A 17,045-nucleotide genomic window follows, 5' to 3' on the forward strand; every position below is an offset into this window, starting at 1 on the left:
GTTCTCAGACACGCCCTAGTGTTTTTTCTTTTTTCACAATGGTCTGCTCGTATCTTTCGATCTTATCATCCATGCGTTCAAGCACCTTATGCATATCTTCCATTCTTGCTCTAAGGAGCTTGCGCTGCTCGATAAGGAGCTCTTTTCTGGCCTCTTGTGTCTCATCACCCTGTTGAAACAGCCCCAGGTACTCAATCAATACCTCAACGGGAAGACCGACGCCTCGCATACACTTAACAAATTCAACCCACCGGCAATCTTCTTCCGTGTAGTCTCTGAGCCCGCTTTTATTGCGGTTCACTCGCGGAATAAGCCCAATTCGTTCATAGTAGCGAAGCGTATCCTGTGACAAATCATATTTTTCACTTACTTCTGCTATAAACATGCTCGTGTCACCACCACATTTAAAATAAAGAATGCCCAAGGAAATGGTCAGGGCGTTCTTGTCCTATCTTCCTATTATACGGCGCCAATTACCGGATGAGGTACATACGGCTCCTCCAGAGACGCAACTTCTTCAGATGTTAGCTTAATGGAGAGCGCAGCTGCCGCATCCTCAAGATGGGATATTTTCGAAGCGCCGACAATCGGGCCTGTTACCGTTTCCTTCTGCGCTACCCAGGCAAGTGCGATTTGAGCGCGGGGAACGCCACGTTTTTCAGCGATTGCTGCAACGCGCTCTACAATCACTCGATCCGTATCCGCAGTCGCATCGTATTTCGATTTCTGCACTTGATCCGTTTCGGAGCGGTGCGTCGTTTCAGACCAATCACGCGTCAATCTTCCTGATGCCAGCGGACTGTAAGGAATGACACCGATTTTTTCTTCCTTGCAAAGCGGCAGCATCTCTCGCTCCTCTTCACGGTAGATAAGATTCATATGATTTTGCATCGACACAAATTTGGTCCATCCATTTTTCTCAGCTGTATACAGCGCCTTCTGGAACTGCCATGCATACATAGCGGAAGCGCCAATGTATCTTGCTTTGCCGGCCTTCACGACATCATGCAAAGCTTCCATCGTTTCTTCAATAGGGGTATTATAATCCCAGCGATGAATTTGATAAAGATCTACATAATCCGTTCCCAATCGCTTAAGACTCTTGTCGATTTCACTCATGATGGCTTTCCGGGAAAGCCCCGCACCATTCGGCCCTTCATGCATGCGGAAATGCACCTTTGTTGCGAGCACAATTTCATCACGATTCGCATAATCCTTTAGAGCACGTCCAACAATTTCCTCGCTTGTTCCGTCTGCATACACATTTGCTGTATCAAAAAAATTAATTCCCAGCTCCAGCGCTTTTTTTATTATAGGACGACTGCGCTCTTCATCAAGCACCCATGGATGAACCCACCGTTCTGCTACACCAAAGCTCATACAGCCAAGACAAAGCCGAGATACATCCAAGCCCGTATTACCAAGTTTCACATATTCCATTAGCTCGTTCCTCGCTTTCAGTTAAATACGATTGCCTTCGAATGTAGTTTACCCTCTGGAGTTAACTCCAAGTCAAGCGATCAAATGACATGTATAAAAAAAGCTGAACGGCAAATGACGCCGACCAACTTTTTTTCAATGCTCATTCATCTCGAATACATCCCGCCCCAAATGCTAGCAGTGAGCGCTAAATACAAAGAACAAACAAAATTAAAAAATAGTCGGCACCATACCTCCATCCATACGGATGGGAGAGCCTTTAAATGCGGATGCATAAGGACTGCAAACAAATGCAGCTAGTCTGCCTATTTCAACAGGCTTGATAAATCGCTGTATTTCCGATTGAGGCAGGTTTGCAGCCATAAATTTTTGCTCTTTTTCTGAAAAAGTCAAAGCTTCATCAGGGTATATACCCTCGATGATTTGATGCACTTTTTCAGAAAGTGTCGGCCCGGGCATGATTGTATTGACTGTAACCTCTGTTCCTGTCGTTAATTTAGATAAGCTTTTTGCCAAGGATAACAGCATGGATTTGGTCATTCCATACTGAGGCATTAGTCCGGATGGCATCATGGCTTCTTCACTCGCAATAAAAATAATGCGGCCATCATTCTTTTTCAACATTTTAGGCAAATAAAATTTTGTTAAGCTGTTGGCGGCAAGAACATTCGTACGGAAATATTTTTCCCATACGTCATCGTCAACCTCCTCATATTTCATGATTTCATAAATGCCCGTATTATTAACCAGAATATCAACCTCGGGGTATTTTTCAAATAAAGCTTCCCTTTGCCCACTATCCACAATATCAGCTGCAGCATTTTGAGGAGAGGTAACGGGAAAATCCGACTTTATTTCGCGTACTGTTCGTTCTACCTCATCATGATTTCGTCCATTAATAAGGACATGAACGCCTTCTTGGGCAAGCTCCCTGGCAATGGCTTTGCCTATGCCTTTCGTTGATCCTGTAACTAAAGCTGTTTTATTGGTTAATCCCATATCCATCATTCATTTCTCCGTTTCATTTACTTAACGTATTGGCAAAATTATTAGCCGTCATTTTTACAACAGTCTATTGCTCGGAATAGTAATTATATTACCTTGTCCGGCTTGCTCAGTAACTAGCCTGTTGCGCCAAAGGTCTTGCTTCATACGCCAAATCATAAAACGCAGTACATCGTTGCCGTCCATCTTATAGCGAGTTTGCACCTAACTGTTTCTTGCGCCAATTGGAGGGCGTATCTCCTTCCCAATGGCGAAAGGCGCGGTAGAACGAGTTCTGGTCCTCATAGCCAATCAAGAAAGCCACTTCTTTAATATCGAGCAAGGGGTTTGCCAAGTACTTTCGTGCCTGCTCATGTCTAGCTTGTGCCAATAAATGCTTGAAGCTCGTGTTTTCTTCAGTAAGCCGTCGCTGCAGCGTACGATCGCTCATGCTTAGTTCCTTCGCCACTGTCTGAATGTCGATACGCCCTCCTGTGAGGCTGCGTTTTATGATCCATTTGACCGTATCGGCCATTGAACGGCTGCGCTGCTGGTCATTGAGCGATCGGTCCAAAGCAGGAGTCAGAATTTCCAGCAGCTCTTCGTTGTATGAGACAAAAGAGAGGTCCAGATTTCTTTGATACAGCGTCAATCGGTTGCCCTTTGCCCCCATCTGGATCGGGCATCCGAAATAAGCTTCAAGGGCTTGCACATCGCCCATTGGTTGTGAAAATTCGACGAACTTCGCCGTCAAAGGCTGGCCCGTGCCCCGGCGCCCAAGCTCCAGAAGAAAGGCCAGCGTAATACCAACCAGCATCGAAGGCCCAGGTTGTTCGGTATTCAGCCATCCTAGTTCGATTGTACAGTGCTCGCCCTCCTCCGTAATATGTAAGCTTTCGGGGGGACATAGCTGTTTGTAGCGGACCATGCGGTTCAGAGCGTCACGGTAATCACGAGCGTGATAGGTGGCTAACACAGTCGGCGGATACTTTGCTGTGTCAAAGACGGTCGCAAGCTTGATAATCCCTATGGCGGTTTCACCTATAAGATCGGAATAAGCCTGCCAAATCGCGAAATATTGGGTGGTCGTGACTACTGGCTCAGTAATAATGGTGAGCGGCAATCGTGCTTTGCGAGCTACGTCGTGGGCGGCGATCCCTAGTTGACGCAATCCTTCCCAAAATCCAGGCGGGATTTTAATGCGGTCTGCGAAATGAGGCTTCATCTATGTGGCACTCCTTTTGCTGCTTACCTATTATCCTATTATCTTAAATACATTTAACAACATTTAAGTCTGATTAGTCTAATTTGCCCATTTCGCTCACATATAGATAAAAACCTTCAGCACTTCGCGGTAGGCGCGAAACTGAAGGCTTTTCACTCTAAAATAGATAAGCTGCTGGGATGAAGGTTGAATGAGGGAACAGGGCAAAATTAATTTATTTCTGTCATTAAAGGCTTAGCCAGCGGCAGCGTAATTTGCACTTCCGTGCCTTCGCCATGCCGACTAACGATATGTAGAGTACCATGATGGGCCTCGATAATTCTGGAGCTGATCATCAGCCCAAGGCCCGTGCCTTTCTCTTTTGTCGTAATAAAGGGCTGCCCGATTTTCCTGATGATGGAATCGGTCATTCCTATCCCCTCATCGCGAATCGTCAAGCAAACGCTATCAGGAAAGTTTGAGCGAATCGCAATCGTAACGCGGCCGCCGTCAGGCATTGCCTCGATCGCATTTTTGATGACATTAATGAATACCTGCTTGAGCTGATTGGCATCTGCATGAATGATCATTAAGCAGTCTTCCACCTGCGTTTCAATATCCACGTTCGTCATTATCGCCTGTGTTTCCAGCACCGAAATAACGCCGCGCAAAATATGTACCAAATTCTCATCGTTGAATCTGGTAAAATGCGGCTTCGCCAAAGTCATAAATTCATTAACGATTAAATTAATTCGATCCAGCTCGTTGGACATAATATCGAGATATGAGCCATAACCTTCGTTTTTGGTTTTGAGCAATTGCGTAAAACCCTTGAGCGCCGTTAGCGGATTGCGAATTTCATGGGCAACGCCCGCCGCAAGCTGGCCAATAACCGACAGCTTCTCGGATCGCACCAGCATATCCTCGGATCGCTTGCGATCGGTCAAATCCCGGATTACCGTTAAAATAACCCGTTTGCCCATATAGTTGTTAATGCGGATGCTCGACATTTCAACATCTATCGTCTGCCCATCCCTGCATATCATTTGCCGCTCCTCAAACTGGCTCGGCTCCTCCTCGAACATAATAAGTTCCATTTTTCTAAGCGAATCCTCATGATAGTCAGAATGAATATATTCAAATACCGAATGCCCAATCACTTCGTTTTTGTCATCGGCCCGAACGAGCCTGATTGCCGAATTGTTAGCGTAAATAATTTTCCCTTGGTCGCTTAGCACAATCGGCTCGGGCAGCAGCTTCATGACACGCTGGTACGTCTCGGCGCTTTCCCGCAAGGAACGCTCAAGCGAAACCGATGAGGTCACATCCTTGGCCGATCCTAGCATCGCCGTTCTGCCTTTGTACATAATGAGCGAGAGATTGACTTCCAAATAAACGAAGCCGCCATCCTTCTTCTTGCCGCGAACGGTAACGGTATAGCGGGGCTCACGCTTTTTGATCAAAATTTCCGCCACCTGCCGCTTAATGGTGAACAGCTCAATCGCATCAATGTAGTCGGCGGTGCGCAGCGTAACAAATTCCTCCCTCGTGTAGCCGAGCATAGAGGACATATACGAATTAATATAAACGATTTTACGATCCTGCCTCACAAAAACGCCGGCTAGCACATTTTGAGTCAGGTGGCTGTATAGCTGCTCCGTCTCCCGAAGTGCCTTCTCGGTCTGCTTGCGTTTTGTAATATCCCGCTCAATGGCAACGATTCCGGTCGTCTTGCCGCTGCTGTCGCGAACGGCGGATAAGGTAATGCTCACATGCAGATGCTTGCCGTTCTTGCACAGCTTTGGGTATTCCGCTGCGGCTACCTTCTTGCCCTCAATCACCTGGTCGTATAGCCTAGCAAACTCCTTATACAGATGGGCGGGACCGACGGGGAGCTTCCTGCCTACCAGCTCCTCCTTCGTCCAGCCGTACATCTGCTCAAAAGCTGGATTGACATCCAGCACGATACGCTGCAAATCGACAATAACAATACCATCTGTTGTCTCTTCCCAAATGGAGTTCATATAGGTATGATACAAGTCCGCACTTACATAGTCGCTCATCCGAACCCTCCACTTCCAGCCCTATTCCGTCCTCATGAGTTGTAAATTCAACATGGGTTGTTAACTTCCCTGCTAGCGCATCCAGATTTATTGGAAAATAAATATATTCATCCCTGTAATACGATGGATATTTTATGAAAAAATTAGAAGTCCACGACAGGTTTTACGACATGTATTAGGCTGCTTGGCGGGAAGCTTGGCGAGTAACGCTGCGTGTATATAGCAGCGAACTGACGACCGTGCCCAGCACAATAACGGACATGCCCCATAAAATATGATTGAACGCCTCTGACTTTGCCAGCTGTGCCTGCCATACGATGGCGGTGCCTATCAAGGCGGCAGTCAATGCGCCACTGAAAAACTGCGCAAGCTGGAATAATCCCATTCCCGCTCCAATTTCCTTTTGCGGCAGCAGCCTTGACATTTCATTAGACACGCTGCTCGTTAAGGCAGAGAAACTAACACTAAGCAGCATATAGATAATGAGAATTGCCCAATACGAATGTACGGCGCTGAAAGCAAGCGCAAGCGATCCGGCTAATAGGCCAACCGGAGCCAGACGGATAAAGAATCGATTGCCAAGCCGGTCAATGGTACTGCCAATATATCTTGAGGCAACCATCGTTGCCAGCGAACCGGGAAATACGATTAAGCCAGACTGGGCAGGCGTTAAATGATATACGCCTGCGAGCACCTGTGGAACGAGAAATAACGCGGCAAAGTTGTTCATGTACGAAGTAACGCCCAGCATGCCGAGCAGCATGTAAGGCTTATTGCGGAACAAATCCGGCTGGACGAATGGATCCTTCGCCTTGTGAATTCTCCACCAGAATAATGCCACCGCAATCACGCCAACGATTAAGGCGATCAGGCTTCTGCTCGTCAAAGCGAGCAGCAGGCCTGTCGTCCCGATGCCAATGAGCAGCGCGCCCGCTACGTCGAATGAGCCGCTTTTGCGGCTTTCGGCCGGAATCATTTTATAGAACATAGGAATGAGCAAAATCATAATGGCCGTAACCGCAAATAAATAATGCCAGCCCAAATATTCAACGATCACACCGCCGATAACTGGACCAAGTCCGAGCCCTAACGAGGTTGCGGACATAATAAGCGCCATCGCCCGGCCGCGGCGATCAGCGGGAATAAACCGTGTAACGAGCACGATGCCAAGCGCGGCAATCGCTCCTGCTCCCGTTGCTTGAATAAGACGCGCAGCCATTAGCAGTATAAAGCTATTGCTGAAAAATCCTAAAATCGACGCCACGCCAAGGGAAGAGAGGGCAATGAGAAACAATAGCTTCATCGGTATAAAATCGGAAAGCCTGCTGTACGTAATCGAAGCAATCGCGAACATAATGGAATAACCGGTTACGATCCATGAGGTCGCAATCGCTGTGAGGGAAAATTGCTTCTCCACATCCGGCAGCGCCAGATTAAACATCATTGTATTCATAACGACCAGCGTTAAAGCAAAGCTAAGTATTAAAATGACCAGGCCTTCTTTTTTCAGGCCCGCTTCTCCGTTATTCATGCTGCTTCAAAACTCCTCATCCACTGCTTTATTTTTTATATATAGTAACATTTACGTAGTAGGTTATGCTATTTATTTTTTTCGAATGTAGAAAGATGGAAAAAGAGAAGCAACGACCGCAGCCGAGGATAGCCCTCTGCTGCGGTCGTTGCTTTGTTTAAGCCCGTTTCTTATCCATCTATCAGTCGGTACCCGCCTAGCCTAGTTTTTACGCCTTTGCGTACATGAGCTCGACAAGTGTACGCACCATAACGCCTGTGCCGCCTTTCGGCTCCAGCATCTTCGCCGACTCGCGGAACGACACGCCCGCAATATCGAGATGAACCCAAGGCAGATCCTCAGCGAATGCGCCGATGAACAAGCCGCCCGTGATGGTGCCCGCTTCCCGGCCGCCGCTGTTTTTCAAATCTGCCGCTTCACTCCGAATTTGCTTCTTGTATTCCGGATAAGCCGGAAGCTGCCATACTCGCTCTCCAGCACGCTCAGATGCCTCACGCACCTGCTGCATGAGTCCATCATGATTCGTCACCGCTCCCGTCGCTTGCGAGCCGAGCGCTACCGACACCGCTCCTGTCAGCGTCGCGACATCAATCAGCTTCGTTGCTCCGCGGCGAATGGCTGTCGTGAGTCCGTCGCCAAGCACCAGCCTGCCTTCGGCATCCGTATTCACCACTTCCACCGTCAGGCCGTTCATCATCGTAATGACATCGCCCGGCTTCAGTGCGCGATCCGACGGCATATTTTCCGCCGATGGAATGACCGCAATAATGTTCACCGCCGGCTTAAGCTCGCCAATCGCCTGCATTGCGCCAAGCACTGCCGCTGCGCCGCCCATATCGGCTATCATCTCCTCCATGCCAGGCGCCCGCTTGAGCGAAATGCCGCCTGTATCAAAGGTGATGCCTTTGCCAATTAAGCCCCAAACCGCTTGATCGCCTGGCGCACCCTTATAATGCAGCACAATCATACGCGGCGGGTTGATGCTGCCTTGACCGACACCAAGCAAGCCGCCCATGCCCTGCTCGGCTGCTGTCCACTCATCAATAATTTCAATATCAAAATCATACTGGCGGGCAAGCTCCTCGGCATACGTAGCCAGACCTTCTGGCACAAGCTTATTGCCCGCTATATTCGTCAAATCACGGGCGCTGATTACGCCATCGGCACAGGCAACGCCGCGTGTAATTCCAGCAATCCATTGCTCGCTGGAATCAGGAGCAGCACCTTGCGCTTGAGTCCCTGCGATGGAGAAATACACTTTACCGATCGCATAGCGCGTCTTCGCTTCGCGTTTCTCTGGCAGGCGGTCATGCACCGCCAGCTTCAGCCCTTCAGTAAGCGCCTGAGCCGCTTGCTTCTGGGAAAGCCCTTCTGCCTCCACCGCAGATAGCGGCAGCACAACATGCACGGACTGCGCCTTTATGCGCTTCAAGGCTTTGGCCGCTGTTGCAGCCGCTAGACGCAAGCCATCTGCGCCGGATTGCTCCTCATAGCCAACCACTATGACGTGCTCGGCAGCAGGATACAAGCCGAGCGTCTGAATGACGTGAGCCTGCTCCGCCTCTCCCTTGAACAGCCCTTTGAGAAACAGACTGCGAATAGCCTGGTCAATTTGCGGCAGCAGCCATTCGGCTGAAGCTTCGCTAAGCTCACGCGGGCTAATGAAACGAACGACTGCATCTATTGGTTCAGCACCTGGCGTTCCATATGTAAATAATGTACTCATGGTCAATCATTCCTCTCCTTTTGGCACCTCCCGCCCTAAAGATGAAAAAAAATCGGGGGGCCTATCCCCCGATTTTAATCATTTATTCCGCTAATGGCAAATAAATAATGAATGAGGTGCCGCTTCCTACGACGCTTTCGACGCGAATAGAGCCGCCATGATTGCGGATGATCCGATAACTGACGGATAAGCCAAGGCCTGTCCCTTCTTCCTTTGTCGTAAAAAAAGGATCAAATAATCGAGCTAATGTCGCCTTATCCATTCCCTTCCCATTATCCTTCATTGTAATCTCCACATAAGAGCCATCAGCTCTCGTTGACAGCTCAATAATGCCGATATCATCACTTTCCCGCTCCGCTACTGCATCGAGTGAATTTTTCACAATGTTGAGAATGACCTGCTTAATCTGCTTCATGTCGATCGAAGCGATGAGTGCATATTCATCCCCTTCGAGCTGCAGCTCGATCTGGCAATTGCGCATAAGCGCCTCGCTCTCTGTAAGCAGCGCAACTTCTTTAAGTAGTAAATTTATGGAAAACGCTTTCTTTAATGGAGCTGACGGCTTGGACGAATTCAGAAACTCGTAAATAATATCATTAGCACGATCAATTTCGGCTAAAATGATTCGGGCATATTCCTCCTTGCCCATTTGCAGCAAATACGGGCGCAGCAGCTGGATAAAACCGCGTATCGACGTCAGCGGATTGCGAATTTCATGTGCGATGGCAGCCGCAATTCGGCCAAGCATGGCTAGCTTGTCATTTTGTAAAGCCGTTTGTTCAATCTGCTTATACTCCGACACATCTTTGACGCTGAATAGAAAATCACCTTCAAGCTGATCGCCGTAGGTGACCGTTACGAGTAAATGATTGCCATCCCTATCCTGAAACTCATAATTCCGCATGCGCCGAAGCAGCATTTCCTTGTACAGCCTTAAAATCATTTTCCGGGTATACCGGCTTAGCTGCGGATGCCGCAAAATTTCAGGCAAATTGCAGCCTACCAGCGTTTTGCGGGGAATGTCTAGGTGCTTCGCCATTTGCAAATTAATGAATGACAAAATGCCTTCACTGTCAAACAATGCGATGCCGCTGTCCATATGCTGCAGCACATTTTCATACTTATTTTTGACCATTTCAAATGAACGATTGGAACGGAGCAGCATTTCCCTCATTTCCGTAAACTTCTGATCATTGGTTTGATTCGCCAGCAAATGAAAACGATAAGCCACCATAAATTCGATTAAAAAAATGAACGAACGATTGTACAATTTGACTGCCTCTTCCGAGTCCACATTCGATACTAATGTTTGCATGCAATCCTCATGGATCGCAATGACATCATCAAGTTGGATTCCCGTTAATTCTTTGCCTAGCTCTGCTGCTTGATAAAGAGAACTTTCCTTATCACTTCGTATGTATTCGGCAAGTGCCGGGAAATAACGCTTTCGCATCATCTGCATCCTCTACTCCCCCCCGGCAGCATCAATGGACAACGCTAATTCAAGCTATACTCATCATAGATTTTGGATGTCCTTCATGTCAATGAGAATATTTGTCGAAAAATGGTATTTTTACAACGAATTGGGCGAATCTAAGCTGACCGCTGCCAGCTGTATGTATTTTCCACGTTTGTTCGATAGTTAAAATGGAGCTGACCGTCCCAATTGTTCTTCCATTTATTTTTAGCGCCAGCCTTCCCCCCGTTACTTTTATCTTTATTTTTGCCCGAATCCTTTTCTTTACCATCTTTATGGCTATTGTTTCTGCCATCTTTTTTATTATTATCACTGTTTCCGTCTTTATTTTTGTCTTTGTTTCCCTGGTTATTTGCTTGCTTACCGTTATTTTCATGTCCGTTTTTATGCTTGTTCTTGTCTTTGTTCTTGTCTTTGTTCTTGTCTTTGTTCTTATCCTTGTTCTTGTCTTTGTCTTTATCTTTGTCTTTATCTTTGTCCTTGCCGTGATGCCCGCTCTTTCCGTTATCCTCCTGTTTGGCTGGCGTCTCTTGGACAGTCGCCTCAGTAGTTGATTTAGGCTTCGTCGATACCGTCTCATCAGGCTTCGAAGAAGCCGCACCATTCGTCACTGTGCTTATAAGAACAGGCGCAGGAGTCGGAGATGCTGCGGGCTTAACAGGCGTATTGTCCACAACCAGCGCGGAGGATTGCACAGCTTCTTGCTTTGTTTCCGCCTCAAGCAAGCTTCTCAGGCTTTCTTTGGTCGTTTGATCGGCATGCTTCATAATCGTTTTCACTCCGCCAAGCGGCTCGGTTATCATGCTGATGGAATGCTGCTGGAAGTTTTCCAGCTCAAGTTCGTAACCTTCATCCTTAGCCATCAAATAAACCGCCATCTTGCCCGAGGACAGGCCGTACGCCTCCGCCGCATCCCGCAGTTCTATCGGCGCAGACAGCGTCATAATTTCTACAGCCGCCTGCATATGCCCATCCGCTACCATATCTGTCAAAGCCTTATTAAGCTTAGTCGAAAATAATACGTCCATCTGCGGGTCATCACCGCCAACAACTACGCTCGTCACCACAATATCCTGCACCTTATCGTCAAAATAGTGCATGCCCGCAATTTTTTGCATAATAGCCGATGTGACCAGCGCAAGCGATTTATTTTTGTAGGACACTCCAGCGATGACCTGCTTGCCCGCCTCATTGAACGCATGCAGCTCCTGCACCTGCTCACGGCTGTCAATGCCGATTTCAATGCTTGGATTGATGTCCATGCTGAAATAAGCGACTACTGGATGCTTGCCGCTCTGAACATACAGCAGCACAGGTAAAATAAGCAGTACGATAGCCGCAGCCACTCCTGTTCTCCACAGCAGCGCTTTTGGCCTCCTGCGCCTAGCTCTCTCCTCCTGCTGAATCACAATTTCATCGCCAACTTTAACGTTGCGAGGAAGCACGGAATTGATGAATCTGCCATCCGCCGTCAGCACAATTGCCCTATTTTTTTGTATCTGCATTACGACGCCACGGTTCATCATTCTGCCTCCTTGCTCGCTTCTCGCTGCCAATCATCCAGGTCCAGGTAATCTTTCAAAAACGGGTACGTGCCCCGTAAAATACATGCAATAGCAATCATATATTTACGATTGCGTTCAATCGTCTTGCGGGACAAGCCGCTCGCCTCCGTCAATGCTTTGACTGGCAGCTTGCCTGTCAGCTTTAATTGACCAAACATCGCCGCATCCTCCGCTAATATCGCTGCTGTTCGCATCAGCATTCGGCGTGAATCCGCATGCTTAGGTGACGCATCGACTAGCTCAGCGAACGATATGCCATATTTCAGCAGCTCCTGATTAAATTCGCCCATCTCCAGCCGGCGATCATCCGCCGTACTGTTCAATTCATATGCAGCCAGCGCCTGCTTCATCTCAACAGGATTGTAAAGCTGCTCCTCATCGTCTAAACGCTCGAACGTACTATAAGGAACCGAGGATAGATGACGCTGCTCACGGCGCACATAGTCAATTAGACGGCGTCTGATGACCGTCTCGGCAAAACCAAGAAACGATCTCCCGGATTCCGGCGAAAATTGGCTAATGGCCTCGTTAAAGGCGATTAAGGCCACGCTATATTCATCATCCCTGCCCGCATTGACATAACGTTTACAGAAGCGGCTTGTCACTTTTGCAATGTATGGCTTATAGCTTGCAATGAACCGCTCCCGCAGCAGCTCGTCTCCTTGCTGAATTTGCTGAACCGTCTGCTCCGGCGTCAGGGATTGCATTGATTTCTTATTTTTTAATAATGATTCCTTCGCGTTCGTTTCTACGGTGTCGGTGGGCACGGTTTTCCGCAAGAAACGCTTGAATAATACAAGTAGCAACCGTTCCACCTCTCATTCATAGGTTTCGGTCAATCTGTCTCGCTTGAGGGGGTAGGCCCCGAAATTTATGAGAAAAATGAAAAGGCCCCCGAACGGAGGCCACATTTCATAAAATGATTCATTTTAGACAGATGTTCGCCGCTCTTTAAGCTTATTGCGCCGGCTGCTTAAAATAACCAGACGCTTCTTTAATTCACCTTGCCATGCGATGTCGTCAATTTGGTTCGCAAAGCTGAGCAAATCAAGTGATATGTCAATTTGACTCAGTACGACATCCATCGGATCTTCACTTTCATGATTTACGCAATTTTCCCGCAGTTCCTTGCCTTCTTGCTCCACATACTCCTGAAAATCAACCTCAGCGGCGCCGTCTCCATGTGCGTATTCAGCCAATATTTCATACTCATTTTCTACCAAGTGGTGAATCTCCACACGGTTGCATACCGGGCAGAACAGAATAGGCACGTTATGGATATGTGTCCGAAAATGCTTTAATGTCCCTTTGGTACCAATCATACTAGCTCCACAACAAAAACTCATCGACGACGACCTCCTTAGCTGTTGCCAGTTCGCAGCAAGCACGTTTCGTTTGACATAAACTTATTCGCTTTACACACGTACAATTCCTGCTTTTTACGAAACAGAAAGGCCCATGCCAATATTTGGCATGGGCTTTTTGTCATAGCTTCTGCTAAAGAGAAGCAAATTTGGATTAAACAGACAGCGTTTGCTGACCTGGCTTCCAGTTCATTGGGCAAAGTCCGCCGGATTGCAAAGCTTGCAATACGCGAAGCGTTTCGTCTACGCTGCGGCCAACATCGTTATGGTTAACGACTTGGTATTTCACTTCGCCTTCTGGATCGATGATGAACAAACCGCGAAGCGCGATACCTTCTTCTTCAATCAGAACGCCATAATCTTTAGCGATTTTCTTCGTAATATCAGCAGCAAGTGGGAACTCAAGCTTGCCAAGACCATTATCGTTAACGGATGTATTAATCCATGCTTTGTGACTGTGCTGGCTGTCTACGCTCACACCAAGAATTTCAGTGTTAAGCTTCTTGAACTCATCAGCAGCAAGGCTCAAAGCTGTAATTTCAGTTGGGCAAACAAAAGTGAAGTCAAGTGGGTAGAAGAACAATACCAACCATTTGCCTTTGTAGTCTGCAAGGGATGCTTTACCGAAACCGGAACCATCACCGATTGCTGTTTCTGCTGTGAAATCTGGAGCGGGGTAACCTACCAAACGTTCTGCCATAATTTGAAATCCTCCTTGAGTTTTAATGATGAGCATGTATCGATGCGTGAACATCGGTGACTAGCGCTATCTATTGATAAATATTATCACTAGATTATATTGAAGTCAAGATTGTATTCAATATTTTTTTATAATTATTACAATTAAGCTTTTTTCAGCGCTGCAATGATCAAATCGCCCATGGCCGATGTGCCGATAGCTTTGCTCTTGTCGACCGCGATATCGCCTGTACGGTGTCCTGCATCCAGCACTTCTTTAACAGCATCCTCGATCGCTTGCGCTGCATCGTGATAGCCGAAAGTCAGACGGAACATCAAGGCAACCGAAAGAATCGTTGCGATCGGGTTCGAGATGCCTTGTCCAGCAATGTCAGGTGCGGAACCGTGTACCGGCTCGTAAAGGCCGAAGCTGCCTTCGCCCAGCGAAGCGGAGGAAAGCATGCCGATGGAGCCCGTTAGCATCGCTGCTTCATCACTCAAAATATCGCCAAACATATTTTCCGTCACGATAACGTCAAAGCTCGATGGACGGCGCAGCAATTGCATCGCGCAGTTGTCTACAAGCACATGCTCCAGCTCAACCTCTGGGTATTCAGGAGCAATCCGGTTAACGACTTCGCGCCACAGACGGGAAGTTTCCAGCACGTTTGCTTTATCAACGGAAGCCAGACGCTTGCTGCGAGTCATCGCAATATCAAACGCTTGGCGAACGATACGCTCGATTTCTTGTACATTGTATACGCAAGTATCAACCGCTTCTTCGCCGCCAGCACCTTCACGACGGAATTTCTCGCCAAAGTAGATGCCGCCTGTCAGCTCGCGCACTACGATCAGATCAGTGCCTTCCAATACTTCTGGTTTTAGCGTAGAAGCTTCCTTCAAGCAGTCAAATACAGTTGCCGGACGAATGTTGGAGAACAGGCCCAGCGCTTTGCGAATACCAAGAAGGCCAGTCTCAGGACGAAGCTCCTTCGAGTTGTTGTCCCATTTCGGGCCGCCAACAGCGCCGAGCAATACAGCGTCAGCATTTTTACAAAGATCAAGCGTCTCTTGCGGCAATGGCGTTCCTTTTTGATCAATCGCAATACCGCCGAACAGGCCGTGCTCGGTTTCGAACTGATAGCCATAAAGCTCTTCTACTTTTTTCAATACTTTAAGCGCTTCGCCTACGACCTCTGGACCAATACCGTCGCCAGCAACTACAGCAATTTTTTTAACTTCTGACATTGTTGTGTAACACTCCTTATTTTGAGCTCGAAAGAGCTATTCTCATTCTGTTATCATTTGTACCATATTTCAGAGCTGAAAACAAAGATATAAAATCTATGGTCTTTATAGGCAATGCTTATAAAGGCTATTGGACACGCATATGGCGCATTGCAAAAACCTATATTTTTAAATAAAGGAGGAGCTTTCGCTCCCCCTAAGCTAACTAAATCAAGCTCATTTTATCGCGACGGCCAGGCGATTTGCGTTTCTCAATGAGGCGGTTGAGCGCGTCGATGTAGGCACGTGCACTCGCTTCCAAAATATCCGTGCTCAGGCCGCGGCCCTGCGCAGATACTTCATTTTGGTTCAGTACAACATGCACCTCGCCAAGCGCATCCTTGCCTTGGGATACCGATTTGATCGAATAATCCTCAAGCTCTACAGCTTCAGCAGTCACTTTATCGATCGCATTGTAAATCGCGTCAACCGAGCCATTGCCCTCCGCTGTTCCCTCGCTAACGCTTCCATCCGCTTGGCGGATAATAACCGAAGCGCTAGGCGTCGATTGATTGCCGTAGCTCACTTGAATCGTCTCAAGTGTAAATACTTCCGGCGTGTCCACGAGCTTTTCTTCCAGAAAGGCACGAATATCTTCGTCGGTGACATTCTTTTTGCGGTCAGCCAGGTTCTTGAACTTGGCGAAGGCCACGTTAACCGCTTCTTCTTCCAGCTCATAGCCCATATCGATCAGCTTCTCGCGGAATGCGTGACGGCCGGAGTGCTTGCCAAGTACGAGCGAAGACTCTCTTAGACCGATTGTATCCGGCGAAATGATTTCATACGTCGTTTTTTCCTTGAGCATGCCGTCCTGATGAATGCCGGACTCATGCGCGAAGGCATTCGCGCCTACAATCGCTTTGTTGCCTGGTACAACCATGCCCGTAAGCTTGCTCACCAAGCGGCTCGTCTTGGCAATTTCTTTCAGGTTCAGCGTCGTCGTCGCGCCAAAATAATCGGCACGCGTTGCAAGCGCGAGGGCAATTTCCTCAATTGCGGTATTTCCGGCGCGTTCGCCGATACCATTAATCGTACCCTCTACTTGATCGGCGCCATTAAGTATAGCAGACAGCGCATTGGCTGTTGCCATGCCCAAATCATCATGGCAATGCGCGCTGAGCTGGATCGTCTCGATATTCGGAACGTTTTGCTTCAGCGTTTTGAAGATGTTGCCGAATTCCTGCGGATTCAAATAACCGACGGTATCCGGAATATTAACGACTGTCGCTCCCGCGCGAATCGCCATATCCGTTACTTCGCAAAGGAAATCAAGCTCTGTGCGCCCAGCATCTTCAGGCGAGAATTCGACTTTATCAAAATATTTCTTCGCATAACGAATAGCGCGCTCTGCTGTTTCCAGCACTTGCTCCTTCTCCATCCGCAGCTTGTGCTTGCGGTGAATCGGGCTTGTCGCCAGGAATAGATGGATGCACGGGTCCTGCGCGCCTTTAAGCGCTTCACGCACCGCGTCAATATCCTGCTCGCGCGAGCGCGACAGGCCGATAATCGTTGCATTTTTGATAGCTGTCGCTACCGCATTAACTGCTGCCAAATCGCCGGGAGATGCTGCAGGAAAACCAGCTTCAATCCGATCAACACCCAGCTTCTCCAGTTGGAGCGCAATTTCCACCTTTTCCTTCGTGTTCAGGTTGACGCCTGGAGACTGCTCCCCATCACGCAATGTTGTGTCAAAAATATAAATTTTACGCATTTCCTTGCACCTCCG

The 17,045-nt window shown here is 48.0% G+C and carries 14 protein-coding genes; all 14 read right to left on the reverse strand.

All coding sequences use genetic code 11. The annotated features are described in order from the left end of the window. Positions 1–4: 4 nt before the first annotated feature. Positions 5–385 (reverse strand): MerR family transcriptional regulator, encoded by a 381-nt coding sequence (locus ABEW34_RS11675; RefSeq protein ID WP_430158616.1) that lies wholly within the window; start codon positions 383–385, stop codon positions 5–7. A 74-nt stretch (positions 386–459) separates the two neighbouring features. Then, complete coding sequence (locus ABEW34_RS11680) at positions 460–1,440, reverse strand: aldo/keto reductase (RefSeq protein WP_430158619.1); 981 nt, start codon at positions 1,438–1,440, stop codon at positions 460–462. A 210-nt stretch (positions 1,441–1,650) separates the two neighbouring features. Then, positions 1,651–2,445: an SDR family NAD(P)-dependent oxidoreductase gene (locus ABEW34_RS11685; protein ID WP_430158821.1), complete on the reverse strand. Its 795-nt coding sequence runs from the start codon at positions 2,443–2,445 to the stop codon at positions 1,651–1,653. 187 nt (positions 2,446–2,632) lie between these two features. Continuing rightward, positions 2,633–3,649 carry a helix-turn-helix domain-containing protein gene (locus ABEW34_RS11690; RefSeq protein ID WP_430158622.1) on the reverse strand — a complete coding sequence of 339 codons (1,017 nt, stop codon included), beginning with the start codon at positions 3,647–3,649 and terminating at the stop codon, positions 2,633–2,635. A gap of 209 nt (positions 3,650–3,858) precedes the next feature. Next, positions 3,859–5,691, reverse strand: coding sequence for a PAS domain S-box protein (locus tag ABEW34_RS11695; RefSeq protein ID WP_430158625.1), 1,833 nt, complete (start codon positions 5,689–5,691; stop codon positions 3,859–3,861). A gap of 175 nt (positions 5,692–5,866) precedes the next feature. Beyond that, positions 5,867–7,222 carry an MFS transporter gene (locus ABEW34_RS11700; protein ID WP_430158627.1) on the reverse strand — a complete coding sequence of 452 codons (1,356 nt, stop codon included), beginning with the start codon at positions 7,220–7,222 and terminating at the stop codon, positions 5,867–5,869. 208 nt (positions 7,223–7,430) lie between these two features. After that, the gene (locus ABEW34_RS11705; protein WP_430158824.1) at positions 7,431–8,948 is read right to left on the reverse strand and encodes a leucyl aminopeptidase; all 1,518 of its coding nucleotides are present in this window, start codon (positions 8,946–8,948) and stop codon (positions 7,431–7,433) included. Positions 8,949–9,030: 82 nt separating this feature from the next. Next, positions 9,031–10,410, reverse strand: a complete 1,380-nt coding sequence (locus ABEW34_RS11710) for an ATP-binding protein (protein ID WP_430158629.1) — start codon at positions 10,408–10,410, stop codon at positions 9,031–9,033. A 131-nt stretch (positions 10,411–10,541) separates the two neighbouring features. Then, positions 10,542–11,951, reverse strand: coding sequence for an anti-sigma factor domain-containing protein (locus ABEW34_RS11715; protein ID WP_430158630.1), 1,410 nt, complete (start codon positions 11,949–11,951; stop codon positions 10,542–10,544). Then, the gene (gene sigI, locus ABEW34_RS11720) at positions 11,948–12,796 is read right to left on the reverse strand and encodes an RNA polymerase sigma factor SigI (protein ID WP_430158632.1); all 849 of its coding nucleotides are present in this window, start codon (positions 12,794–12,796) and stop codon (positions 11,948–11,950) included. Before sigI ends, ABEW34_RS11715 begins: the two co-directional genes overlap by 4 nt. Positions 12,797–12,919: 123 nt before the next feature. Beyond that, a complete protein-coding gene (locus tag ABEW34_RS11725) occupies positions 12,920–13,336 on the reverse strand; it encodes a hypothetical protein (protein ID WP_430158635.1) in 417 nt (138 codons plus the stop codon). Between the two features lie 172 nt (positions 13,337–13,508). Continuing rightward, the gene (locus ABEW34_RS11730; protein WP_056043169.1) at positions 13,509–14,054 is read right to left on the reverse strand and encodes a peroxiredoxin; all 546 of its coding nucleotides are present in this window, start codon (positions 14,052–14,054) and stop codon (positions 13,509–13,511) included. A 143-nt stretch (positions 14,055–14,197) separates the two neighbouring features. Further along, entirely contained in the window at positions 14,198–15,280 is a 1,083-nt protein-coding gene (gene leuB, locus ABEW34_RS11735) for a 3-isopropylmalate dehydrogenase (protein ID WP_056043166.1), read from the reverse strand. Between the two features lie 205 nt (positions 15,281–15,485). Further along, a complete protein-coding gene (locus ABEW34_RS11740) occupies positions 15,486–17,030 on the reverse strand; it encodes a 2-isopropylmalate synthase (RefSeq protein ID WP_430158638.1) in 1,545 nt (514 codons plus the stop codon). Between the last annotated feature and the right edge of the window lie 15 nt (positions 17,031–17,045).

This window comes from Paenibacillus algorifonticola, from assembly GCF_050481745.1.
Classification (GTDB): domain Bacteria; phylum Bacillota; class Bacilli; order Paenibacillales; family Paenibacillaceae; genus Pristimantibacillus; species Pristimantibacillus algorifonticola_A.